We start from the raw sequence: 22595 nt of genomic DNA on the forward strand, positions 1-22595 counted from the left end.
CTGCGGGTCACCGCGAGTCGTACGAGGGAGCAGGATCTAGCACATGGGTCGGTTGTTCGGGACGGACGGGGTGCGAGGCCTCGCCAACAAGGACGTCACGGCGGAGCTCGCCCTCGACCTCGGGGTCGCGGCGGCACACGTGCTCGGCACGGCCGGGGAGTTCGAGGGACACCGGCCCCGCGCCGTCGTCGGGCGGGACCCCCGTGCGTCGGGCGAGTTCCTCTCGTCCGCGGTCGCGGCGGGGCTGTCGAGCGCCGGGGTCGACGTCCTCGACGTCGGCGTCCTCCCCACACCGGCCCTGGCGTTCCTGACCGACGCCCTGGGCGCGGACCTCGGCTGCATGCTCTCGGCGTCGCACAACCCCATGCCCGACAACGGCATCAAGTTCTTCGCGCGCGGCGGCCTCAAGCTCGACGACAGCGTCGAGGACGCTATCGAGCAGCGGCTCGAGGAGCCCTGGGACCGCCCGACGGGCGCCGACGTCGGCCGCATCCACCGCGACACCGGCCAGGCGGGGAGCCTCTACGTCGAGCATCTCGCCAAGTCGATCGAGGGCTCCCTCGAGGGGCTGCGGATCGCCGTCGACTGCGCGAACGGCGCGGCGAGCGAGGTCGGACCGGAGGCGCTGCGCGCCGCCGGAGCGGACGTCGTCGTCATCAACGCGAGCCCCGACGGGCGCAACATCAACGAGAAGTGCGGCTCCACGCACCCGGAGCAGCTGCAGGCCGTCACGGTCGCGTCGGAGGCCGACTTCGGGGTCGCGTTCGACGGCGACGCCGACCGCTGCCTCGCGGTGGACCACACGGGCGCGCTCGTCGACGGCGACAAGATCATGGGCATCCTCGCGCTCGCCCGGGCCGCGGAAGGGCGTCTGGCGGGGGACACGCTCGTCGTGACCGTGATGAGCAACCTGGGCCTGATCCTCGCCATGCAGCGCGCCGGGATCAGCACCGTGCAGACGGGCGTCGGTGACCGCTACGTGCTCGAGGCGATGCGCGAGGGCGGGTACTCGCTCGGTGGCGAGCAGTCCGGGCACATCATCGTGTCGGAGTTCGCGACCACGGGCGACGGGATCCTGACCGCGTTCCAGCTCGCCGCGCACGTGCGCCGGAGCGGTCGGCGGCTGGCCGACCTCGCGGGCGAGATCGAGAAGCTGCCTCAGGCGCTCGTCAACGTGTCCGGCGTCGACAAGGCGCGCGCGGACCACGACGAGGAGCTCCGCGCCGAGATCGCGCGCGCCGAAGCGGCACTCGGTGCGACGGGGCGCGTGGTCCTGCGCCCGTCCGGCACCGAGCCGCTCGTCCGCGTCATGGTCGAGGCGGCGACCCAGTCCGAGGCCGACGGCGTCGCGGCACTCCTCGCCGGCACCGTGAAGGAGCGGCTCGCGCTCTGAGCGTCGCCCCGCTCGGAGCCTCGGCGCCGGACGCGTCGCTACGCTGACCGGGTGAGCACTCCCGAGCCCCGCGCCGCCGACTCGACCCGCGACCCCGCTGGACCCTGGTCCGGCGGCGTCGACCACCGGCTGCGCGAGGACGTGCTCCGCCTGCTCGACACCGCGCAGGATGGCGTCCTGCCGATCGTCCAGCTCGGCCACCCCGTGCTGCGCCGCCCCGCCCTGCCCTACACGGGACAGCTCGGCGACGCGCTGCCGCTGCTGCTCGAGGTCATGCGCAGCACCATGGTCGCGGCGCCGGGGGTCGGGCTCGCCGCACCGCAGATCGGGCTCGGGCTGCGGATCGCCGTCCTGCACGACCCGGGGTTCCCCGCCGGGTACGAGGAGGCGGCGGCCGAGCGCGAGCGCGCCCCGCTGCCGCACCGCACCCTCGTCAACCCGCGGTACGAGGGCGTGCCGACGCCCGGGGCGGTGCGCGACGACGGCTCCCGCCGCGGGGTGGAGCGACGGTCGTTCGCCGAGGGCTGCCTCTCGTTCGCGGGATACCAGGGCGTGGTCGCACGCTTCCGGTCGGTCCGGCTCGTGGCCCAGGACGAGCACGGCGCGGACGTCGACGAGATCGTCACCGGCTGGTCGGCGCGGATCGTCCAGCACGAGACCGACCACCTCGACGGCGTCGTCTACGTCGACCGCGTCGAGACGCGCTCGCTCATGACGAACGACAACGCTGCCCGCCTGTGGGGCGGGGTGCCGACCGGGCAGGTCGGGGAGCTGCTCGGCTTCCACGTGGAGTAGCGCGTCGTCCGCCCGGACGACCCGGTGGGACGCCCGGTCCGACCCTGGTCGGGTCAGGGTCCACCCCCGGGGTGATTCGGGGGCTTTCCCCATGCCGAGGCACCCTCCGCATCCGTACGCTGAGGTGGACGGGCCGCGTTCGCGGTCCGCGTCGCGACGCGACGGGAGAGAGGACCTGATGGGCGAGCTGCTCCAGCACCTGCAGGACGGGATCCTGGCGGCCTCGGGCCTGTGGTGGATCTATCCCGCGGTCGTGCTGTTCTGCCTCGTCGACGGGTTCTTCCCTCCCGTCCCCTCCGAGTCCGTGGTCATCGCGCTGGCCGTGGCGGCGACGACCGGCCACGACCCGAACCTGTGGCTGCTGCTGGCTGCCGCCGTCGTGGGAGCCTGGAGCGGCGACCAGGTCGCCTACCAGCTCGGACGATGGATCGGGACGGACCGGGTCCGGCTGCTGCGTGGGCCGCGCGGTCGGCGCGCCGTGGCGTGGGCGCGCTACGCGCTCGAGCGCCGTGGCGCGACCTTCATCCTCGCCGCCCGGTACGTGCCCGTGGGCCGCGTGGCGGTCAACATGAGCGCCGGCGCCGTGCGCTACCCCCGCCGCCGGTTCATGGCCGTCTCCGGCCTGGCCGCCGTGTTCTGGGGTGCGTGCTCGGTGCTCGTCGGGCTGGCGTCCGCCGCGTGGCTCGGGGAGCGGCCGCTCCTCGCGATGGCCGTGGGCGTCGTCGTCGGACTCCTGCTCGGGCTCGGCATCGACCGGATCGTCACCGTGGTGTGGGCGCGGCGTGCGGCCCGGGCCGCCGTGTCGGAGGTCGCGGCCGACGAGGCTGCGGTCGCACCGGCCGTGGCGGTGCCTGACGGTGGCACACTCGTCCGGTGACCTTCGAACGCACCGGTTCCCGCCACGACCTGGCCGCCCGCCGCGCACGCGTGGCGCGCGTCATCCGACTCGCCCCGAGCGTCGTCCGCGTGACGTTCGCCGGGGACGAGCTCGCCGACCTGCCCGCCGAGGGGCCTGAGGACCACGTCAAGGTGTTCTTCCCCGACCCGGCGACGGGCGAGCTGCACGCACCGCGCACGGTCGACGGGACGCTCCAGCGTCCGACGTCGGGCGTGAGCGTCTCGCGGGACTACACGCCCCGGGCCCTGCGTGCGACCGCGGACGGCACCGAGCTCGACCTCGAGCTCGTCCTGCACGGCGTCGACGACGGCGCCCCCGCCGGTCCTGCGTCGTCCTGGGCGGCGTCAGCGGAGGTGGGCGACGAGCTCGTCGTCGCGGGACCGCGCGGGTCCCGTGGCGTCCCTGCCGGCATCGACCGGCTCGTGCTCGTCGCCGACGAGACGGCGATGCCCGCCGCGGCGCGGTGGATCGAGCAGGCGCCCACGGGGGTCGCGGTCACGGTGATCCTCGACCTCGCGGACGAGAAGGCCGACGCGTACGTCGACGCTCCCGCGCCCGACGGCGGCCCGAGCCCGTTCGCGCGGGCGTCCGTCGAGCGGCTCTACCGGATCGACGGGCCCGGCCAGGTCGCGGAGGCGGTGCGCTCGCTCGACGTCGGCGCGACGACGTTCGTCTGGGCTGCGGGCGAGGCGACCACCCTGATCCCGGTGCGCCGCTACCTGCGGCACGAGCTCGGTCTGCCGCACGACCAGGTCAAGGTCGACGGGTACTGGAAGCGCGGCGTCACGAACCGCGACCACCACGAGCCTCTCGACCCGACCGACCCCGACTGACCTCGCGGGTCAGAGCTTGCGCAGACGCACGCGCTGCACGGCGTGGTCCTGGCCCTTGGTCAGGACCAGCGTCGCGCGCCCGCGCGTCGGCAGGATGTTCTGCTCGAGGTTCGGCGCGTTGATCGAGTCCCAGATCTCCCGCGCGCGCTCGACGGCCTGCTCGTCGGTGAGCGACGCGTAGCGGTGGAAGAACGACTCGGGCTTCGCGAACGCCGTCCGGCGCAGGGCCAGGAAGCGGTCGACGTACCACTGGCGGATGTTCCGGGTCCGGGCGTCGACGTAGATCGTGAAGTCGAAGAAGTCGCTCACCGCCGTCGCGGAGTCGTCCGCCATGCCCGACGGGATGGGCCGGGCCGGCTGCAGGACGTTGAGCCCCTCGACGATGAGGACGTCCGGTCGGCGGACGACCTTCTCCTGCCCGCGCACGATGTCGTACGTCAGGTGGTCGTAGACGGGAACCGCGACCTCGTCCCAGCCGGCCTTGACGCGTGACAGGAAGCGGAGGAGGCGGCGGCGGTCGTAGGACTCGGGGAAGCCCTTGCGCTCCATCAGGCCGCGGCGCTGCAGCTCGGCGTTCGGGTAGAGGAAGCCGTCCGTCGTGACGAGCTCCACGTGCGGGGTCTCGGGCCAGCGGGCCAGCATCTCCCGGAGCACGCGGGCCGTCGTCGACTTGCCGACCGCCACCGACCCGGCGATGCCGATCACGAACGGCGTCCCACCGGAGTCCTCGCGCAGGAACGTGCTCGTGGCCTCGTGGAGCTGGGACGTCGCCGCGATGTGCAGGTTGAGCAGCCGCGAGAGCGGCCGGTAGACGGCGTCCACCTCGGCCAGGTCGATCGGGTCCCCGAGGCCGCGAAGCCGGTCGACGTCGGCGTCGGTCAGCGGGAGCGGGGTGGACTCGGACAGCCGTGCCCACGCCGCACGGTCGAGGTCCACGTAGGGGGAGGCGCTCCGCAGCGGGTCGGCCAGGGCGGCCGCGCGGAGGCCGGGGGAGTCCACCGTGTCGTCGAGGGGGTCGGTCACCCGCACGATTGTGCCAGTGCGGCGAGGGCGGTCCGTGCCGTCGCGACCGTCCTCGAAGCCCCCGGAGCCGCGGAATTGCAGGGGCCATAACGAATTTCTCGCTTGTTACGCTCGGCGGCATGTGCGGAATCGTGGGCTACGTCGGCGCTGCCGACGCACCGTCGCAACGTCCTCTGGAGGTCGTCCTCGAGGGCCTGCGCCGGCTCGAGTACCGGGGCTACGACTCGGCGGGGGTGGCTCTCGTGGCGCCCGGCGCCGAGCGTGTCGCGAGCCGGAAGAAGGCGGGCAAGCTCGCGAACCTCGTCGAGGCGATCAGCCTCGACCCGCTCCCCGACGCGACCGCGGCGATCGGCCACACGCGCTGGGCCACCCACGGCGGCCCGACGGACGCCAACGCCCACCCGCACCTCGCCGACGGTGGCCGGCTCGCCGTCATCCACAACGGCATCGTCGAGAACTTCGCGATCCTGCGCGACGAGCTCCTCGCCGACGGCGTCCAGTTCCACTCCGAGACCGACACCGAGGTCGCCGGGCACCTCCTCGCCAAGGCGTACCGCGAGACGGGCGACCTCGCTTCCGCGATCCGCGACACTGCGCGGCGCCTCGAGGGCACCTTCACGCTGCTCGCCGTCCACGCCGACGAGCCGTCCACCGTGGTCGGCGCGCGGCACGACTCGCCGCTCGTCGTCGGGCTCGGCGACGGCGAGAACTTCCTCGGGTCCGACGTCGCCGCGTTCGTCTCCCACACGCGCGAGGCGCTGGAGCTCGGTCAGGACGAGGTCGTCACCATCACGCCCGACGCGGTGGTCGTCACCGACTTCGCTGGCCGCGTCGTCGAGCCGAAGCGGTACACGGTCGACTGGGACGCGTCGTCGGCCGAGAAGGGCGGCTTCCGGACCTACATGGACAAGGAGATCCACGACCAGCCGCAGGCGGTCGCGGAGACCCTCCTCGGCCGCACGGACGCCGCCGGCCGGCTCCAGCTCGACGAGCTCCGCATCGAGGAGTCGGTGCTTCGCGCGGTCGACAAGATCGTCGTCGTCGCATGCGGCACCGCCGCCTACGCCGGGCACGTCGCCAAGTACGCGATCGAGCACTGGTGCCGCATCCCCGTCGAGGTCGAGCTCGCGCACGAGTTCCGCTACCGCGACCCCGTGGTCAACGAGAAGACGCTGGTCGTCGCGATCACGCAGTCCGGCGAGACCATGGACACGCTCATGGCCGTCCGGCACGCGCAGGAGCAGGGCGCCAAGGTCCTGTCCATCGTCAACACCCACGGGTCGACCATCCCGCGCGAGTCCGACGCCGTCCTCTACACGCACGCCGGCCCCGAGATCGCCGTCGCCTCGACCAAGGCGTTCCTCGCGCAGATCACGGCCACCTACCTGCTGGGGCTGTACCTCGCCCAGGTCCGCGGCAACAAGTTCCCCGACGAGATCGCCGAGGAGCTCGCCGACCTGCGCGCGATGCCGAACAAGATCCAGACGGTCCTCGACCGCGGCGACCACGTCCGCGTCATCGCGCGCTGGATGAACTCCGACTCCGTCCTCTTCCTCGGTCGGCACGTAGGGTACCCGGTCGCGCTCGAGGGGGCGCTCAAGCTCAAGGAGCTCGCCTACATCCACGCGGAGGGCTTCGCCGCGGGCGAGCTCAAGCACGGGCCCATCGCGCTCGTCGAGCCCGGGCAGCCCGTGTTCGTCATCGTGCCCTCGCCGCGCGGACGCGACTCGCTGCACTCCAAGGTGATCTCCAACATCCAGGAGATCCGAGCCCGCGGTGCCCGGACCCTCGTGATCGCCGAGGACGGCGACGAGGACGTCAAGCCCTACGCCGACGAGGTGTTCTGGGTCCCCGAGGCACCGACGCTCCTGTCGCCGCTGCTGAGCGTCGTGCCGCTCCAGATCTTCGCGTGCGAGCTCGCGACGGCGCGCGGGCTGGACGTCGACCAGCCGCGCAACCTCGCGAAGTCGGTCACGGTCGAGTAGCCCCGCGCCCTCCCTCTCGCGCCGAACACGGGCTCTCCGGGCGTCCGCGCGAGCTGACGGGCCTGGAGCCCGTGTTCGGCGCGCGGGGAGCCCGTCCTCGGCGGCGCAGCGTGATTCGGGCCCGCCGTGCTCCGATCGAGGCCGCCGTGCGTGGCGGCGGCGCGACGTGCGGGTCGGGGCGTCGATACTCGAGGGATGGAGCTGCGGGAGCTGGGCGACGAGCTCGAGGTCATCTCACGCGTGTACGCGCGGCGGTACGGGGTCGAGCGGACGGACGACTGGCTCGTCCTCAAGCTCCACGAGGAGGTCGGCGAGCTCACGCAGGCCTACCTCGAGCGCAGCGGACGCTCCCGGGACCGTGGTGCCGCGCCGGACGACGTCGACGCGGCCTTCCGCGCCGAGCTCGCCGACGTCCTCGCCCAGCTCCTGCTCGTGGCACGCCGGTTCGACGTCGACCTCGACGCCGAGATCGAGCACAAGTGGTTCCGGTGGAGGCACCTGATCGAGCCCGAGGACCGGCTCGAGGCCTGATCCTTCGCACCCGCGACACGGATCACACCCGCCGCGCCCCGCGCCGAACACGCGATTCACGTCCGCCGAACACGGGGTCTCGGTCCGTCCGCGTGAGCTGACGGACGCAAAGCCCGTGTTCGGCGGTGGGGTGGGGTGGGGTGGGGCATCGATCGTCGTCGACGACGACCGTCAGTCGGCGTCCTCGAGCCGCACGGGGCCCAGGACGCCGTCGCGCGGGACGAAGGTGGCCGCCGCGACCCGGTGCGGGCCGCGGAGCGCGGACCACAGCTCGTCCAGGAGCGTGATCGCGCCGCCCGCGCGCGTCACGACGTCCCGGTGACGCCGCGCGGCGACGGGGAACGGCTCGGTCGCCGCCACCCCCGGCTCGTAGGTGGACAGCACGACCCCCTCGCCGGGACCGAGCTCGCCGAGCGTCGTCACGGTGACGTCGGAGCCCGACCGCAGCCCCTCGGCGTGCCGGGCCGCACCCAGCCAGGCGTGGCCCGTCGACCGCTCGACGACCGCCGTGATCCGGGGCGTGAAGATCGGCGGGTCCGGCTCGTACTCCAGCCCGTCGAGGGCGAGCCGCGGGTCCGTGTCCGTGGCCAGGCGCTTCGCGACCGTCTCGACGTGGTCGCCGTTCCCGAACACCGTCCACGCCTCGTCGCTGACCGCCGCCGTGTAGTGGCGCAGCGGGTCCCGCGCGGTGAGGGCGCCACCGGGCGCACGACCCGACCCCGGACCGGGGGCGGCCGGGGCGACGACGAGCGCGCCGTCGTCGGGCACGAGGACGCGTTCGCGCGAGCGCCGCGAACGGCCGGTCAGCGCGACCCCGCCGAGCAGCTCGCCCACAGGCGTGCGCGCCAGCACGACGACGCGGCCGGGGTAGGTGCCGGGGACCAGGACGTCGGACATTCGGGGCACGCTCACGGACACACTCTAGGCTTCGGGAATGATCATCGGGGTCGGGATCGACGTCGTGGACGTCGCGCGGTTCATGGCGACGCTCGAACGCACGCCCGCGCTGCGGGAGCGGTTGTTCACGGAGGCGGAGCGCGACCTGCCGCCGGCGTCGATCGCGGCCCGGTTCGCCGCTAAGGAGGCCATCGCCAAGGCGCTCGGCGCACCGGGCGGGATGCGGTGGCACGACGCGACCGTGCACCGGGTCGAGGGAGGTGCGCCCGTCGTCGAGATCCGGGGGACCGTCAAGGCCCGCGCCGACGAGCTCGGCATCGCGACCTTCCACCTGTCCATCTCGCACGACGCCGGGATCGCGTCGGCGATGGTCGTCGCGGAGGGGTGACGGTCCCTCCCGCTCCTCCCGCCGAACACGGGCTTCGCGCCCGTCATGGGGACCGGACGGGCGCAGAGCCCGTGGTCGGCGGGCAATGATCGCGTGTTCGGCGGGGAGGTCGGCAGGGTCGCGGACCGCCGGGATGCGGGCAGCCGTCCGCCTCAACGGCGGAGCGCGCGCCGGATCGCCGGCGCGATCGAGCCGGCGTCGCGCGGGGTGAACCGGAGGACGTCCACGGCGCCCGTCGATACCCAGAGGTTCTGCCGCGTGCGGTCCCGGAAGACGGCCTCGGGGGTGTCGTGCACCTCCCGGCCGTCGAGCTCGGCGACCAGCCAGCGGCCGTCACGCTTGCGCCAGCCTGCATCGCCGCGTGAGATCTCCCGGCCGTCGGCGTCCACCAACGGGAGCTGGAGGACGTCCGGCGGAATGCCTTCCTCGACGCACTCGAGTCGCGTGCTCGACTCGAACGGCGACTCGGAGCGGGAGTCCGCGAGCTCCCAGAGATCGTGCCGCGTGGCGACGCCGCGCCGGCCGCGTGCGAGGTCGTGCGCTCGCTCGAGCCCCACGGCGTCGAGCTTCTTGCGGTAGAGCGCGGAGTCGAGCACGGCAAGGCCTCGGCTGCGCGGGAGCTCGGGTACGGCCTGGGCCAACGCCCAGGGGATGCTCGCGACGCGTCGACCGTCGATCATGACGGTCTCGAGACCGTCGTCGAACTGGCGCAGCGCGATCCCGTGCCGGGACGTCCGGTCGCTCGCCCGCGGCAGGGCGGCCTCGGCGCGGAGGCGGAGCGGGGCGCCCTCGACGCCGTGGAGGACGAGCGCGCACGCCCCGACGCTGATCGCGTCGGGTCCGTAGGCGAGGAGCGCGAGCCAGGCGGCCCGTCGTCGGGCGTGGTCGAACACGGACAGCCCGGCCGGCGGCGGGGTGCGCAGGTCGAGCACTCCCGACGTCGGGCGGTGCCACTCGCGTCGCCGGACCAGCCCGCGCACGGACGCGTCGGTCAGGCCGTGCTCCCGGTGCTGGGCTACGGAGACGAGCCCACCCTGGGACTGGGCGAGCGCGAAGAGTGCGGGAGGTGTCTCGGTCCGTCGGTGCACGGACCCATGTCAATGTGTCGGCCCCTGCGCGCGGTCCGGGCGGTACGTGCGTTGGGGACGACGGGCCGGTCGGGGTCGCCTGTGGATGCCGTCGCCCGAACAAGGAGGCGCGGTCGAGCACGGGATCTGCGCACGACGACAACGGGATCTGCGTCCGTCAGCGCAGCTGGACGGACGCAGATCCCGTGTTCGGCGAGAAGGGGGGAGGCGCGGATCAGGACTGGAAGGCCGGGACGACCTCGCGCTCGAACAGCTCGACGCCCGTCGTGTCGTAGGCGATCCCCGGGAAGTAGCCGATCGTGTAGGCGAGGCCCGCGTCGCGGAGCTCTCCGATCCGCTCGACGACCTGCTCCGGCGTTCCGACGAGCGGCCCGCTCCGCAGGCTCTGCATCTCGCCGTCGGCCTTCTCGTCCGACACGGTCTTGCGCAGGTGGGAGTCGATCCAGTCGAGCTGGTCCTGGACGTCCTTCTCGGTCGCCCCGATGACGACGTTGAAGTTGCCGGAGCGGGTGATCTCGCCGAAGTCGCGGCCCAGGTCGGCGCAGTGGCCGGCCAGCACCTCGGACTTGTGCCGGAACGTCTCGAGGTCGCCCGCGAAGTTCGTGTACTGCGCGTACTCGGCCGCGATGCGCAGGGTGCGCTTCTCGCCGCCGCCCGCGATCCACAGCGGGATGCTCGGCCCGGCGGCCTCGCCCGCCGCGTGCTGTAGCGGCTGCGGGTAGTTGCGGGCGCCCGCGACCTGGTAGACCGACCCGTCGAGCGTGGCCTCACCGGTGCGCCACATCTGGGCCATGATGTCGACGCCCTCGGCGAGCGCGTCGAGGCGCAGCCCGGCGCGGGGGAAGCCGTACCCGTAGGCCCGCCACTCGTGCTCGTACCAGCCCGCGCCGATGCCCATCTCGATGCGGCCGCCCGACACGTGGTCGACGGTCGTCGCGACCTTCGCGAGGTAGGCGGGGTTGCGGTACGACATGCAGGTGCACATCTGGCCGAGTCGCACGCGCTCGGTCGACGCCGCGAACGCGGCCATGAGCGACCACGCCTCGTGCGTCGCCTCGTGGGTGGGCTCGGGGACGGTGTGGAAGTGGTCGTAGACCCAGATGGACTCCCACGCGTGCTGGGCGCCCGGGAGGCCCTCTCCGGCGAAGGCGGTGTCGGCGCGGCGTGCGAGGGAGTGGATGACTTCCCAGTGCTTCGCGGGGTCGATGCCCGTGAGGTCCTGACGCCAGCCCTGCGGGATGAAGATTCCGAATCGCATGGCACGACCGTACCGCGGTCGAAACGGTTCGCGCCCTGCCGGGCGGCCGGGGCCCGGACGGCGGCGCGGCGCGCGGCGTCGCATGATGACGGGGTGATCGAAGCCCACACCGCCGCCGTCGTGCGCGCCGCCGAGCAGCCCCTCCTCGACGCGGGCGTGCCGCTCATGGAGCGGGCGGCGTTCGCCCTCTCGCGGGCGGCGCTCCGGGAGCTCGCGGCCCGCCGGGGGCGGGTCGTCGGAGCGCGCGTCGCCCTTCTCGTCGGGTCGGGGAACAACGGCGGGGACGCGCTGTTCGCCGGGGCGTACCTGCGGGGTCGCGGGGTCGCGGTGACCGCGTACGGCGTGGGGTCCCGGGTGCACGACGGTGGCCGCGACGCCCTGCTGCGCGTCGGCGGCCGGTTCGTGGACCTGTCCGACGACGGCGCCCCCGTGGGCGGTGACGCTGCGGCGCCCGGGTCGACGCTCGACCGGGCGGTGGCGGACGTCGCGGCGAGCGACGCGGTGCTCGACGCGCTCCTCGGCACGGGCGCGCGCGGCGCGCTGCGGGGGACGGGTGCGGATGTCGTCGAGCGGCTGAACGATGTGCTCGCGGGCACCGCGCGGCGTCCCGTGGTCGTGGCCGTCGACGTCCCGAGCGGCGTCGGTGTCGACGACGGCACCGTGCCCGGACTGGTCCTGCGCGCCGACGTGACCGTGACGTTCGGCGCGGTGAAACGCGGCCTGCTGCTGCCCCCGGCGGCGGAGCTCGCGGGCCGCGTGGAGGTCGCCGACATCGGGCTGGGGCTGGACGCCCCCCGCACGCGGCGTCACGGCGCGGGGTGGGCGCTGTGCCGCCTCGAGCACGACGACGTCGCAGGGCTCTGGCCGGTCCCGGGGGCGTCCTCGCAGAAGTACGCGCGCGGTGTGCTCGGCGTCGTCGCGGGGACGTCGGAGTTCCCCGGGGCGGCCGTGCTGGCGGCGACCGCGGCCGTGCGCGCCGGCGTCGGGATGGTGCGGTACGTCGGGCCGGAGGCGGTGTCGCACGCGGTCGTCGGTGCGCGGCCCGAGGTCGTGCCCGCCCGCGGGAGGGTTCAGGCGTGGGCGGTCGGCCCCGGCCTGCCGGCGGCGCCGTCCGACGCGGACGCTCCCGTCGGACCTGACGTCCTCGCCCAGCACCACGAGGTCCGGGCGGCGCTCGCGGCCGCGACCGGCGACGGCGATCGCGTCCCCGTCGTCGTGGACGCGGGCGCCCTGTCGCTCCTGCCCGCCCGGGTGCCGCCGACGGTCGTGCTGACCCCGCACGCGGGCGAGCTCGCGACGCTGCTGCGCGCGCGGAGCCAGCAGGTCGAGCGGGCCGCGGTCGAGGCCGCGCCGCTCGAGCACGCCCGCCTCGCGCACGACCTGACCGGCGCGACGGTCCTGCTCAAGGGCGCGGTGACGGTCGTCGTCGGGACGGGCGGCGCCCTGTATGCGCAGGCCGACGCGCCGGCCTGGCTCGCGACCGCGGGCGCGGGCGACGTGCTCACCGGGCTGCTCGGGACGCTGCTCGCCGCGCGGTCGGACGAGGTGCTGCGCGACCCGTCGCTCGCCGCGACGCTCGCCGCAGCGGCCGCGAGCGTGCACGGGTTGGCCGCCCGCGCCGCCAACCCGGGTGGGCCCGTGAACGCGCTCGCCGTGGCCGACGCCGTCCCGCGCGTCGTCGCGGACCTCCTGCGCGGGGCGTAGCGGCACCGGTCACCACAACCGGGCACCACCGACCCGACGATGGACGATTCTCCCGCGCGCCGCCGTGCGACGCGCCGCTCTTCACGGTCGATGTGGTGGTCGGTGCCGCTACGCCCGACGCTCCCGACGCGAGCGTTACGGTGGGGCGTGCCCCGCCGCAGGACCCCGCCGCCCCTCCCGGTGCGCGACGGCCTCAACCCGACCCGGCTCCGCCTGCCCGTCCCGGCCGCAGACGCCGAAGCCGCCCCGGCGACGGTGCTCGCCTACCTCGTCGGGCGGTTTCCCGACGACGAGCCGCGGCTCCGCGAGAAGGTCGCCACGGGCGAGGTCCTGCTCGACGACGGCACCCCGGTCGACGCGGCGACGCCGTACCGCCCGCACGACACGGTGTGGCTCTACCGCGACCCGCCGGTCGAGCCGGAGCTTCCGTTCCGCGCGGAGGTGCTGCACCGCGACGACGACCTCCTGGTGGTCGACAAGCCGCACTTCGTCGCGACGCTCCCGCGCGGGGCGTACGTCGCGCGTTCGCTGCTCGTCCAGCTCCGACGCGAGCTGGACCTGCCGGAGCTGTCGCCGATCCACCGCCTCGACCGGGTCACCGCGGGTGTCGTCGTGTTCACGGTGCGCCGCGAGGTCCGGGGCGCGTACCAGCAGCTTCTCGACACGCGCGGCCTCGAGAAGGAGTACCTCGCGGTCGCGCCCGTCCGCCCGGACCTGGAGCTGCCCGTCGTGGTGCGCAGCCGGATCGTCAAGGAGCGCGGCGTGCTGCGCGCGGCCGAGGTCCCCGGCACGCCGAACGCCGAGAGCCGCGTGTCGCTCGTCGGGACGTGCCCTTGGCCGGGAGCGGTTCCCCGCCCGCCGGGGGCTGCGACCGCCACCGACCTCGGGCTCTACCGACTCGAGCCGCGCACGGGCCGCACCCACCAGCTCCGGCTGCACCTGGCCCGGCTCGGCGTCCCGATCCTCGGCGACCCGTTCTACCCCGTCCTGCGGGACGTGGCCGAGGACGACTGGTCCGACCCCCTCCAGCTCCTCGCGCGCTTCGTCGCCTTCACCGACCCGTACACCGGCGAGCGTCGTCGCTTCGAGTCGCGCCGTCGGCTCGACGCGTGGCCCGGACCGTGGCCCCGGTCCTGGCCCGACGGCTCGGGCTCGGCGGTCGCGGAGTGCGAGGATGGGACACCGTGAGCACCTATCCCGCCCGGGCGGTCGTCGACCTCGCCGCGATCCGCCACAACGTGCGGACCCTGCGCGAGCGCGCGCCGGGGGCGGCCGTGATGGCGGTCGTCAAGGCCGACGCGTACGGTCACGGGCTGGTCCCGGCGGCCCGCGCGGCGCTCGCCGGCGGGGCGACGTGGTTGGGCGTCGCGCAGGCGTCCGAGGCCCTCGCGCTCCGGGCGGCCGGCATCGGGCCCGACGACGCGCGGATCCTCACCTGGCTGCACGCCCCCGGGGTCGACTTCGTCGCCCTGCTCGAGGCGGACGTCGACGTGTCGGTCGCGGCGCCCTGGGCCGTGGACGCCGTCGTCGGCTCGGCGCGCGCCACCGGGCGCACCGCGCGCGTGCACCTCAAGGTCGACACCGGGCTCGGCCGCAACGGCGTCCTGGCCGAGGACGTCGACTCCGTCCTCCCGGCACTCCTCAAGGCCGAGGCGGAGGGGACCGTCCGCCTCGTGGGGCTGTGGTCGCACCTGGCGCTCGCGGACGAGCCGGACCACCCGAGCGTGCGGGCCCAGCGGGTCGTCTTCGACGACGTCGTCGAGCACGCCGAGCGTGCGGGTGCCCGCCTCGAGGTGCGGCACCTCGCGAACTCGGCGGCCACGCTCACCGCGCCCGCGCTGCACTACGACCTCGTGCGCCCCGGGCTCGCGGTGTACGGGATGTCGCCGGTGCCGCAGCTCGCGGCACCGCGCGAGCTCGGGCTCGTCCCGGCGATGACGCTCGAGGCCGACCTCGCGACCGTGAAGCGGGTCCGCGCGGGCCAGGGCGTGTCCTACGCGCACCTGTACACGACGACGCAGGACACCGCGCTCGGCGTCGTCCCGCTCGGCTACGCCGACGGGATCCCGCGCCACGCGTCGGGCGGCAGCGCCGGCCCGGGCGGCCCGCTGCTCGTCGGGCACGACGGCGCAGCCCGGGTCGTACGGATCGCGGGGCGCGTGTGCATGGACCAGGTCGTGCTCGACCTCGGGCCGGACGCGACCGAGCAGGCCGGCGACACGGTCCGGCTGTTCGGTGTCGACGAGCCGCTGCCGGGCGGGGGCACGGCGCCGACCGCGCAGGACTGGGCCGATGCCGCGGGCACGATCAGCTACGAGATCACCACGCGCCTGGGGTCTCGGATCCCGCGCGTCCACGTCGACACGCAGGCCCGGGTGTCCCGGGCGGAGGACGCATGAGCCGCAGCTACGCCCTCGACCTGGCCGACGCCGACGCGACCCGCGCCTTCGGGCGCGCGCTCGCCGCGGTGCTCCGGGCCGGCGACCTCGTCGTCCTCACGGGAGACCTGGGGGCCGGGAAGACCACCCTCACGCAGGGCATCGGTGGCGGCCTGGGCGTGCGCGGCCAGGTCGCGTCGCCCACGTTCATCATCGCGCGCGAGCACCCGCCCGTGACCCCCGGCCCGGGCCTGGTCCACGTCGACGCGTACCGGCTGGGCTCGCTCGACGAGGTCGACGCGCTCGACCTCGACTCGAGCCTCGAGGACGTCGTGACGGTCGTCGAGTGGGGCGAGGGGCTCGTCGAGCAGCTCGCCGACGACCGCCTCGAGGTGCGGCTCGAGCGCCCGCACGGGGGCTTCACCGGAACGGCCGGGGCCGACGGGGGCGACGCCGACGACGACGCGGGCGACGGCGACTCGGGCGTCCGGCACGCGACGGTCACGGCCGTGGGGGAGCGCTGGGCCGACGTCGAACTGCCCGGGCAACCGACCACCGCCGTTCCCTGACCCCGGCACGGGCGGCAGCACCTACGCTGGTCCCGTGGCAGTTCTCGCAGTCGACACGTCAGCGGCCGTCGCCGTCGCCCTGGTCGGGGAAGGCGGCGAGCGGCTCGCGTCACGCGTCGCCCGTGAGCAGCGCCGGCACGCCGAGCTCCTCGCCCCGTTGGTCTCCGAGGTCCTGCACGAGGCGCAGGTCCACCGGTCCGAGCTGACGGCGGTCGTCGCGGGCACGGGTCCCGCTCCGTTCACCGGCCTCCGCGTGGGCCTCGTCACGGCGCGCACGCTCGCGCTCTCCCTGGGTGTCCCGGTGTGGGGCGTGTGCAGCCTCGACGCCATCGCCGCCCAGGCGGTCGGGGACCTGGGGCTCGAGCCCGACGACGAGGTGCTCGTCGCCACCGACGCCCGCCGCCGCGAGGTCTACTGGGCCCGGTACCGGGTCGTCGCGCACGAGGGACCGCACGGTGTTGCCGTCGTCGAGACGGTCGCCGGCCCGGACGTGGCGCGCGCCGCGGACGTCGTGGCCGCGGGGCACGCGGACGGGGCCGTCGTCGTCGGGCAGGGTGCCGCGCTCTACCCGGAGCTGGGCGAGGCCGTCTCGGCTGCCGCGACCGACCCGGAGGCATCGGGCGACGCCCCCGACGTGCCCGACCCCGTCGTGCTGGCGCGCCTCGCCCTGGCCCGGCACGCCGCGGGCGGGGAGCTGCCCACGACGCCGCTGTACCTGCGCCGTCCGGACGCCCAGGTCCCGGGCGCACCGAAGCGCGCGAGCGCTTGAGGGAGGTCACGATGGCCGACACCCAGACCGACACAGGAGCGACGCCGCCCACCGACCCCGGCGTGGTGGGGACGCGGATCCGCCCCTTGCGCGCGTCCGACCTGCGCCGGGTCGTGCAGCTCGAGGTCGAGCTCTTCGGGCGCGGCGCGTGGAGCTACGGGATATTCGCGCAGGAGCTCGCGGCCCTCGGCCGGTGGTACGTGGCCGCGGAGCCGGTGCGGATCGACGCGGCGGGATCCCAGCCGCTCGTCGGGTACGCGGGGCTGTGGTTCGACGGCGACGTCGTGCAGGTCATGACGATCGGCGTCGACGAGCGCTACCAGCACCACGGGATCGGCTCGCAGCTCCTCGAGGCGCTGATCGGGCGAGCACGCGAGCTGCACGCGGAGGCGGTGCTGCTCGAGGTGCGCGTCGACAACGAGCCCGCGCTCAACCTGTACGCGAAGTACGGCTTCGAGCAGCTCGGCATCCGCAAGCGCTACTACCAGCCCGAGGACGTCGACGCCTACACGATGCGGCTGGAGCTGGGGTCGGCGGACGCGGCCTGAGGCGTCGTCCGGACGCGCGAAGGGCGCCCGGACCGTGCTGGTCCGGGCGCCCTTCGCGGGTTCGGTGAGGACTCAGATGACCTCGGCGACGGTCTCGAAGTCGAGGCGCGCCTGGCGCGGCTTGTGCGCGCCCTCGGGGGCCGCGACACCCGCGGTGATCACGACGAGCGACTTCCAGCCCTTGTCGGCCAGCAGGTCGGCGTCGAGGCCCGCCGCGTCGAAGCCCGTCTTGGGGCCGACGGCCAGGCCCGCGGCGCGCAGCCCGAGGATGAGGTAACCGACCTGGATGAGCGACGACGTGCGGGCAAGTCCCTCACGCGCCTCGCCCATGGCCTCGAACTGCTCCTCGGCGTCCTCGCGGAACGGCGCGAGCGTCTTGAAGTGGCGGTGGAAGGCCGGGTCGGCGGCGGCGACGATCGTGACGGGCGCGTCGAGCACGGACTGCCGGTTGCCCTCGGCCATGTGCGCGGCGAGGCGCTGCTTGCCCTCGTCCGAGCGGACGACGAGCAGGCGCATCGGCAGCGAGTTCATCATGGTCGGCGCCCAGCGCACGAGGTCCCAGGCGGCGCGGACCTGCTCGTCCGTGACGGGTTCGTCGGCGTAGCCGTAGGTCGTGTGGGCCTCGCGGAAGAGGAGGTCCGCGGTGGCGTCGTCGATGGCGAGGGCGGCACCGAGCGCGTCGAGCTCGCGGTCGATGTCCTCGGTCGTGGTGTCGATGCTCATGACCTGCACAACAGTTGAGACGACAACCGATCTTCCCAGCGCGGACGTGACGTGTGCCACACGGCAACGACCTGCCGGTGCGCCGTCCCCACTACTCTGGGGACATGCCTGACCAGCCCGGAGCCCCCCTCGTCCTCGGCATCGAGACGTCGTGCGACGAGACGGGTGTCGCGCTCGTGCGTGGAGGCGAGCTGCTCGTCGACGCGGTCGCGAGCTCGATGGACGAGCACGCGCGGTTCGGGGGAATCATTCCCGAGGTCGCGAGCCGCGCCCACCTCGAGGCCATGATCCCGACGATCGAGCGCGCGCTCGGCACCGCGGGCGTCGGTCTGTCCGAGGTCGACGCGATCGCCGTCACCGCCGGCCCGGGGCTCGTCGGCCCGCTCACGATCGGGGCGAGCGCTGCGAAGGCCCTCGCGCTCGGGCTCGGCAAGCCGCTCTACGGCGTCAACCACGTGATCGGCCACGCCGCGGTCGACGCGCTCGTCGACGGGCCGTTCCCCGAGCGGTTCATGGCGCTCGTCGTGTCGGGCGGCCACAGCTCGCTGCTCCTCGTCGACGACATCGCCACGAAGGTCACCGAGCTCGGCTCGACCCTCGACGACGCCGCCGGCGAAGCCTTCGACAAGGTCGGCCGCCTGCTCGGCCTGCCCTACCCGGGCGGCCCCCACATCGACCGGCTCGCGCGCGAGGGGAACCCCGACGCCATCCGCTTCCCCCGCGGCCTCACCGCCGCGAAGGACCAGGAGAAGCACGCCTACGACTTCTCGTTCTCCGGCCTCAAGACCGCGGTCGCGCGCTGGGTCGAGACCAAGCGCGACGCAGGCGAGGAGATCCCCCTGCCCGACGTCGCAGCCTCCTTCGCAGCCGCCGTCGCCGACGTGCTCACGGCCAAGACGATCGCGGCGTGCCACCGCCACGGGGTCGACACCCTCGTCGTCGGGGGTGGGTTCTCCGCCAACTCGCAGCTGCGCGACATGGCGGCCGAACGCTGCGCCGCCGAGGGCATCACGCTGCGCATCCCGCCGATCCGGTACTGCACCGACAACGGCGCCATGATCGCGGCGCTCGGGTCCGCCGTCGTCGCGGCCGGTGTCGCACCGTCGGACCTGGACATCGGCGTCGACTCGTCCATGCCGCTCACGACCGTCACGGTCTGAGCCCCGCTCGACGACGGCACGTGTCCGGGCCGGACATCGGGGCCGAGCATGCGGCTGTGCACCAGCCCTCGTGGCGAGCATGTGAGCACACCCCTGTTCGGCGTCGAAAAGGGGGACGCTCGCATGGTCGGCGAGCTCCGGGGTGGGTGATCGCATGGTCGACAGGGCAGGTGGTCGCTGACCGCCCCACCCGGCCACGGGCTCGGCCGGTGCGCTCAGAAGGTCAGGACCGTGGCGCCCTCGACCGCGAAGCGGAGGAACTCGTCGCGGGCGACCCGTAGCACGAGTCCACGGTCCCGGAGGGCGTCCTCGACGCCGTCCGCCCGCGCGGCGTTCACGCACGCCCCGACGTGCACACCGGCGGCGACCAGCTCGTCGATCTGACGGTTGAAGGTGGCGGCCCCGTCGCCGGCGTCGGAGAGGCGGCGCTGGGCGGGCCCGAAGCAGAAGACCTCGATCTCGACGCCCCGCTCGTGCGCGACCTCGAACATGCGCTGCGGGACACGACTGCCGAGCCCGATCGAGTCGTCGTCGTCGTGGAAGATGTGGATGACCGTCCGGGTCGTCATGGCGCTCCGCCCTCCTGTGGGTGCACCTCGGACGCTAGGCCGACGCCGGGAACCGTCGTCGGGCCGTCCCGTCAGACGGTCGCGGCCCGGTCGACCTGCGTGCAGGGCCGAGCGTCAGAGCGGGCGGCCCGCGCGCATCTCCGCGACGAGCGACGCGACCACCGCGTCGAGCTCGCCACCCGCGCGTCGGGCGACGGCGCGCTGGCGCTGGTACGACGCACCCTTGCGGAGGATCGTGCGCACCCCGTCGAGGTCGTCGGCGCAGCCGAGCCCCTCGGCCACGGGCTCGAGCTCGGTGAGCAGGCGCGAGACGGCGTCGGTCACGAGCTCCTCGTTGCCGTGCGCGTCGAGGATGATGATGGCGTCCATCCCGTAGCGGGCCGAGCGCCACTTGTTCTCCTGCACGAACCAGGGCGGCAGCGTCGGGAGCTCGGCGCCGTCGTCGAGCATGCGGGAGAACCGCTCGACGAGGCAGTGCGTGAGCGCGGCGAGCGCGCGCAGCTCGCTGATGTTCGTGACGCCGTCGAGGATCCGTGACTCGAGCGTCCCGTTGCGGGGGGAGGGGCGCAGGTCCCAGCGGACCTCGTCGAACCCGTCGATCACCCCCGTGTGCTCGAGGTCGGACGCGTAGCGCTCGAGCTCCTCCCACTCCTCGAACTGGAACGGCAGCCCGGCGGTCGGGAGCTGCTGGAACATGAGGGCCCGGTTGGACGCGTACTTGGTGTCCTTCCCGCCCCAGAACGGCGACGACGCCGACAGCGACTGCAGGTGCGCGAAGCACGTGAGCATCGCCCGGAGGATGGGGAGGACCTTGCGCCGGTCCTCGATCCCGACGTGCACGTGCACGCCGTAGATGAGCATCTGCCGACCCCACCACTGGGTGCGGTCGATCAGGGTGTTGTAGCGCGCCTTGTCCGTGACCTTCTGGTGCGACCACTGCGCGAACGGGTGCGTGCCCGCGCACATGAGCTCGACGCGCAGGGGGTCGGTCACTGCGCGGATCTCCTCGATCGCGCGCTCCAGGTCGGCCGCCGCGTCGGGGACGTCCCGCCCGACCCCCGACACCACCTCGACGGTGTTGAGCAGCAGCTCCTGCATGATGTGCGGGTGCGAGTCGCGGCCCTCGGGCCGGACGGCGTCGAGCACCGTCTGGGCGACCTGGCGCAGGTCACCGGAGTCCTTGTCCACGAGGGCGAGCTCCCACTCGATCCCCACCGTGGACCGCTCCGACTGCGCGAACGGCAGATGCATGCGCACACTCTCGCACGAGGTGCCCGTCTACGCGCCCGTCTGCGCGTGCGGCTCGGGCTCCACGACGAGCACGCTCTGCCGGCCGGCGACGCGGGTGAGGACGAGCGTCGCCTCGCTGCTGTCGGGCGTGTTCCTCAGCCCGAGGTCGCGGCGGAGCTGCTCAGGGGTCACGGCGGTGCCCCGCTTCTTGATGGTCACCCGCCCGACGCCGTTCTCCCGCAGGTAGGCCTTGAGGCGCTTCAGGCCGAACGGCATGACGTCGAGCACCCGGTACGCCGTGGCGAGCGGCACGTCCGCGCCCGACGACGCAGCCTCGGGTCCGGCGTCCGACGTCACGTAGGCGATGGTCGGGTCGAGCAGGCGCCCGCCCAGCCCGGCAGCGACCTGGGCGACGAGGCCGGCCCGGATGACGGCGCCGTCGGGCTCGTAGAGGTACGCGCCGACCGGACCGACGTCTGCGACGAGGTGGTCACCGGAGGCGCTGTCGGGCGCGGGGCCGCGGAGCTCGCGCGCGGCGAGCCGGCCGTCGGCGGTGGAGCGCAGCACGAGGGCGGTCCGGCCGGGACCGTCGGGCGCGAGCGGGCCGAACCAGAGCGCGGCCTCGACGACGTCCCCGTCGACCGAGACCCACTGGGTCTCCGCGTCGTCGGGCAGGCCGGCGTGCGCGATGCCCGGACCGACCTTGATGCCGAGCGCCGGGACGACGTCGCGCAGGGACCAGACGGCGTCGAGCGGGGGAGCGTACGCGGCGGGGTCGAGGACGCGCGTGCCCGTGCGCGTGCGGCGCATCGGGTCGGCGTAGACGCCGTCGACGCCCTCGGCGGGCAGGTCGAGGGCGAGCCCGTCGGCACAGCGGACCTCGGCCTCGGGGAAGGCCCGGAGGTTGTGCGCGGCGAGGGCCGCGGTCGCGGGATCGAGGTCCGTCGCGAGGACGCGGAGCCCCACGCCCGCGAAGGCGAGCGCGTCGGCGCCGAGGCCGCAGGTGAGGTCGGCCACCCGGGTGACGCCCGCCGCGAGGTAGCGCTGCGCGTGGCGGGCGGCGACCACGAGGCGCGTGGCCTGCTCGAGGCCCTCGGGCGTGAACAGCATGCCGTCGGCGAACGGGCCGAGCTTCGCGCGTGCCTTGTCGCGTAGCCGCGTCTGCGTGAGAGCGGCCGCAGCGAGCCCGGGGTCGACGCCCCGCTCACGCAGTCCCTCCGACAGAGCGAGCGTCCGTGACTCGTCGTAGGGCGGGAGGGCCTCGAGGAGCGCGCGTCCCGCGGGAGAGGTGAGCTGGCGGGCGGTTGCGAGGTCCACGTGTCGATCGTCCCACGGGCGCGCTGGCACTCGCCTTGACCGAGTGCTAACGCCCACCTAGATTGGGACCCGAGGTCAGCGGTACCCGCGAGGGTGTCGAGGACCGTGCGCTCCCGCTGTGCCGGCACCCGCGACGACGGCCTGCGTGCGCGCCAACCCATCGTCAGCAGGTAGTTCTCAGCGAAAGGGAGGGCCCGCTGTGTCGGTCCCCATCAAGCCGCTCGAGGACCGGATCGTCGTGAAGGCCGTCGAGGCCGAGACCACGACGGCGTCCGGTCTGGTCATCCCCGACACCGCGAAGGAGAAGCCCCAGGAGGGCGAGGTCCTCGCGGTGGGCCCGGGTCGCATCGACGACAACGGCAACCGTGTCCCGCTCGACGTCGCCGTCGGCGACAAGGTCCTGTACAGCAAGTACGGCGGCACCGAGGTGAAGTACGCGGGCGAGGAGTACCTCGTGCTCTCCGCGCGCGACGTCCTCGCGGTCGTCGTCGGCTGACACCGGCCACGCTGCGGCCCGCCGGGCCGTGACGCACGAGGCC

23 protein-coding genes are annotated in these 22595 nt (G+C 74.2%); 15 read left to right on the plus strand and 8 right to left on the minus strand.

Going from position 1 to position 22595, the window contains the following annotated elements; genetic code table 11:
• The first annotated feature begins 43 nt into the window (after positions 1–43).
• The 4 genes from glmM to KDY119_RS04235 all read left to right on the plus strand — a co-directional run bounded on the left by glmM (position 44) and on the right by KDY119_RS04235 (position 3919).
• Complete coding sequence (gene glmM, locus KDY119_RS04220; RefSeq protein WP_036953237.1) at positions 44–1393, plus strand: phosphoglucosamine mutase; 1350 nt, start codon at positions 44–46, stop codon at positions 1391–1393.
• Between the two features lie 51 nt (positions 1394–1444).
• Entirely contained in the window at positions 1445–2188 is a 744-nt protein-coding gene (locus KDY119_RS04225; RefSeq protein ID WP_227994516.1) for a peptide deformylase, read from the plus strand.
• A 178-nt stretch (positions 2189–2366) separates the two neighbouring features.
• A complete protein-coding gene (locus KDY119_RS04230) occupies positions 2367–3065 on the plus strand; it encodes a DedA family protein (protein WP_153021967.1) in 699 nt (232 codons plus the stop codon).
• Positions 3062–3919, plus strand: coding sequence for a siderophore-interacting protein (locus KDY119_RS04235; RefSeq protein WP_036953233.1), 858 nt, complete (start codon positions 3062–3064; stop codon positions 3917–3919). The genes KDY119_RS04230 and KDY119_RS04235 overlap by 4 nt, the downstream gene beginning before the upstream one ends.
• Positions 3920–3928: 9 nt before the next feature.
• On the opposite strand, the gene coaA is transcribed toward KDY119_RS04235, so the two are convergent.
• On the minus strand, positions 3929–4918 hold the full coding sequence (coaA, locus tag KDY119_RS04240; RefSeq protein ID WP_051136849.1) for a type I pantothenate kinase: 990 nt from the start codon (positions 4916–4918) through the stop codon (positions 3929–3931).
• 143 nt (positions 4919–5061) lie between these two features.
• Between coaA and glmS the strand changes: the two genes are divergently transcribed.
• Together glmS and KDY119_RS04250 are read left to right on the plus strand one after the other, a co-directional pair.
• Positions 5062–6927, plus strand: a complete 1866-nt coding sequence (gene glmS, locus KDY119_RS04245) for a glutamine--fructose-6-phosphate transaminase (isomerizing) (RefSeq protein ID WP_036953231.1) — start codon at positions 5062–5064, stop codon at positions 6925–6927.
• A 195-nt stretch (positions 6928–7122) separates the two neighbouring features.
• Positions 7123–7458: a nucleoside triphosphate pyrophosphohydrolase family protein gene (locus KDY119_RS04250; protein WP_036953229.1), complete on the plus strand. Its 336-nt coding sequence runs from the start codon at positions 7123–7125 to the stop codon at positions 7456–7458.
• 171 nt (positions 7459–7629) lie between these two features.
• On the opposite strand, the gene KDY119_RS04255 is transcribed toward KDY119_RS04250, so the two are convergent.
• On the minus strand, positions 7630–8370 hold the full coding sequence (locus tag KDY119_RS04255; RefSeq protein WP_153021968.1) for an IMP cyclohydrolase: 741 nt from the start codon (positions 8368–8370) through the stop codon (positions 7630–7632).
• A 22-nt stretch (positions 8371–8392) separates the two neighbouring features.
• Here KDY119_RS04255 and KDY119_RS04260 point away from each other — a divergent pair, with 22 nt between their 5' ends.
• Complete coding sequence (locus KDY119_RS04260; protein WP_036953227.1) at positions 8393–8743, plus strand: holo-ACP synthase; 351 nt, start codon at positions 8393–8395, stop codon at positions 8741–8743.
• Between the two features lie 152 nt (positions 8744–8895).
• Here the strand turns inward: KDY119_RS04260 and KDY119_RS04265 are convergent, their stop codons facing one another.
• Positions 8896–9831 (minus strand): hypothetical protein, encoded by a 936-nt coding sequence (locus tag KDY119_RS04265; protein WP_051136782.1) that lies wholly within the window; start codon positions 9829–9831, stop codon positions 8896–8898.
• A 214-nt stretch (positions 9832–10045) separates the two neighbouring features.
• Positions 10046–11089, minus strand: coding sequence for an LLM class F420-dependent oxidoreductase (locus tag KDY119_RS04270; protein ID WP_036953225.1), 1044 nt, complete (start codon positions 11087–11089; stop codon positions 10046–10048).
• A 93-nt stretch (positions 11090–11182) separates the two neighbouring features.
• Here KDY119_RS04270 and KDY119_RS04275 point away from each other — a divergent pair, with 93 nt between their 5' ends.
• The 6 genes from KDY119_RS04275 to rimI all read left to right on the plus strand — a co-directional run bounded on the left by KDY119_RS04275 (position 11183) and on the right by rimI (position 17057).
• On the plus strand, positions 11183–12793 hold the full coding sequence (locus tag KDY119_RS04275; protein ID WP_153021969.1) for an NAD(P)H-hydrate epimerase: 1611 nt from the start codon (positions 11183–11185) through the stop codon (positions 12791–12793).
• A 147-nt stretch (positions 12794–12940) separates the two neighbouring features.
• On the plus strand, positions 12941–13981 hold the full coding sequence (locus KDY119_RS04280) for a pseudouridine synthase (protein WP_036953222.1): 1041 nt from the start codon (positions 12941–12943) through the stop codon (positions 13979–13981).
• A complete protein-coding gene (alr, locus tag KDY119_RS04285; RefSeq protein WP_153021970.1) occupies positions 13978–15192 on the plus strand; it encodes an alanine racemase in 1215 nt (404 codons plus the stop codon). Before KDY119_RS04280 ends, alr begins: the two co-directional genes overlap by 4 nt.
• The gene (gene tsaE / locus KDY119_RS04290; RefSeq protein ID WP_036953220.1) at positions 15189–15740 is read left to right on the plus strand and encodes a tRNA (adenosine(37)-N6)-threonylcarbamoyltransferase complex ATPase subunit type 1 TsaE; all 552 of its coding nucleotides are present in this window, start codon (positions 15189–15191) and stop codon (positions 15738–15740) included. Before alr ends, tsaE begins: the two co-directional genes overlap by 4 nt.
• Positions 15741–15774: 34 nt before the next feature.
• The gene (tsaB, locus tag KDY119_RS04295) at positions 15775–16509 is read left to right on the plus strand and encodes a tRNA (adenosine(37)-N6)-threonylcarbamoyltransferase complex dimerization subunit type 1 TsaB (RefSeq protein ID WP_036953218.1); all 735 of its coding nucleotides are present in this window, start codon (positions 15775–15777) and stop codon (positions 16507–16509) included.
• A gap of 11 nt (positions 16510–16520) precedes the next feature.
• Positions 16521–17057, plus strand: a complete 537-nt coding sequence (gene rimI / locus KDY119_RS04300) for a ribosomal protein S18-alanine N-acetyltransferase (protein WP_083891005.1) — start codon at positions 16521–16523, stop codon at positions 17055–17057.
• A gap of 72 nt (positions 17058–17129) precedes the next feature.
• Here rimI and KDY119_RS04305 read toward each other — a convergent pair whose 3' ends face one another.
• On the minus strand, positions 17130–17780 hold the full coding sequence (locus tag KDY119_RS04305; RefSeq protein ID WP_036953827.1) for a malonic semialdehyde reductase: 651 nt from the start codon (positions 17778–17780) through the stop codon (positions 17130–17132).
• Between the two features lie 104 nt (positions 17781–17884).
• On the opposite strand from KDY119_RS04305, the gene tsaD reads away from it, so the two are divergent.
• Positions 17885–18940 (plus strand): tRNA (adenosine(37)-N6)-threonylcarbamoyltransferase complex transferase subunit TsaD, encoded by a 1056-nt coding sequence (gene tsaD, locus KDY119_RS04310; RefSeq protein ID WP_036953216.1) that lies wholly within the window; start codon positions 17885–17887, stop codon positions 18938–18940.
• Between the two features lie 215 nt (positions 18941–19155).
• Here tsaD and KDY119_RS04315 read toward each other — a convergent pair whose 3' ends face one another.
• The 3 genes from KDY119_RS04315 to KDY119_RS04325 form a co-directional block, all read right to left on the minus strand.
• Entirely contained in the window at positions 19156–19509 is a 354-nt protein-coding gene (locus KDY119_RS04315) for a DsrE family protein (RefSeq protein WP_036953214.1), read from the minus strand.
• Positions 19510–19623: 114 nt separating this feature from the next.
• Positions 19624–20760 carry a glutamate--cysteine ligase gene (locus tag KDY119_RS04320; protein WP_036953211.1) on the minus strand — a complete coding sequence of 379 codons (1137 nt, stop codon included), beginning with the start codon at positions 20758–20760 and terminating at the stop codon, positions 19624–19626.
• A gap of 27 nt (positions 20761–20787) precedes the next feature.
• Positions 20788–22056 carry a class I SAM-dependent methyltransferase gene (locus KDY119_RS04325; protein ID WP_153021971.1) on the minus strand — a complete coding sequence of 423 codons (1269 nt, stop codon included), beginning with the start codon at positions 22054–22056 and terminating at the stop codon, positions 20788–20790.
• 199 nt (positions 22057–22255) lie between these two features.
• Between KDY119_RS04325 and groES the strand changes: the two genes are divergently transcribed.
• Entirely contained in the window at positions 22256–22552 is a 297-nt protein-coding gene (groES, locus tag KDY119_RS04330; protein WP_036953208.1) for a co-chaperone GroES, read from the plus strand.
• Positions 22553–22595 lie beyond the last annotated feature (43 nt).

The organism is Luteimicrobium xylanilyticum, from assembly GCF_009429125.1.
Classification (GTDB): Bacteria; Actinomycetota; Actinomycetes; order Actinomycetales; family Cellulomonadaceae; genus Luteimicrobium; species Luteimicrobium xylanilyticum.

What these genes read in the sequence shown, in the direction of transcription:
- KDY119_RS04270 (WP_036953225.1), bottom strand. Translation starts at nt 11,089, where the DNA reads ATGCGATTCGGAATCTTCATCCCGCAGGGCTGGCGTCAGGACCTCACG.
- tsaE (WP_036953220.1), top strand. Translation starts at nt 15,189, where the DNA reads ATGAGCCGCAGCTACGCCCTCGACCTGGCCGACGCCGACGCGACCCGC.
- tsaD (WP_036953216.1), top strand. Translation starts at nt 17,885, where the DNA reads ATGCCTGACCAGCCCGGAGCCCCCCTCGTCCTCGGCATCGAGACGTCG.
- KDY119_RS04250 (WP_036953229.1), top strand. Translation starts at nt 7,123, where the DNA reads ATGGAGCTGCGGGAGCTGGGCGACGAGCTCGAGGTCATCTCACGCGTG.
- KDY119_RS04320 (WP_036953211.1), bottom strand. Translation starts at nt 20,760, where the DNA reads ATGCATCTGCCGTTCGCGCAGTCGGAGCGGTCCACGGTGGGGATCGAG.
- KDY119_RS04305 (WP_036953827.1), bottom strand. Translation starts at nt 17,780, where the DNA reads ATGAGCATCGACACCACGACCGAGGACATCGACCGCGAGCTCGACGCG.
- glmM (WP_036953237.1), top strand. Translation starts at nt 44, where the DNA reads ATGGGTCGGTTGTTCGGGACGGACGGGGTGCGAGGCCTCGCCAACAAG.
- glmS (WP_036953231.1), top strand. Translation starts at nt 5,062, where the DNA reads ATGTGCGGAATCGTGGGCTACGTCGGCGCTGCCGACGCACCGTCGCAA.
- KDY119_RS04260 (WP_036953227.1), top strand. Translation starts at nt 8,393, where the DNA reads ATGATCATCGGGGTCGGGATCGACGTCGTGGACGTCGCGCGGTTCATG.
- KDY119_RS04230 (WP_153021967.1), top strand. Translation starts at nt 2,367, where the DNA reads ATGGGCGAGCTGCTCCAGCACCTGCAGGACGGGATCCTGGCGGCCTCG.
- rimI (WP_083891005.1), top strand. Translation starts at nt 16,521, where the DNA reads ATGGCCGACACCCAGACCGACACAGGAGCGACGCCGCCCACCGACCCC.
- KDY119_RS04315 (WP_036953214.1), bottom strand. Translation starts at nt 19,509, where the DNA reads ATGACGACCCGGACGGTCATCCACATCTTCCACGACGACGACGACTCG.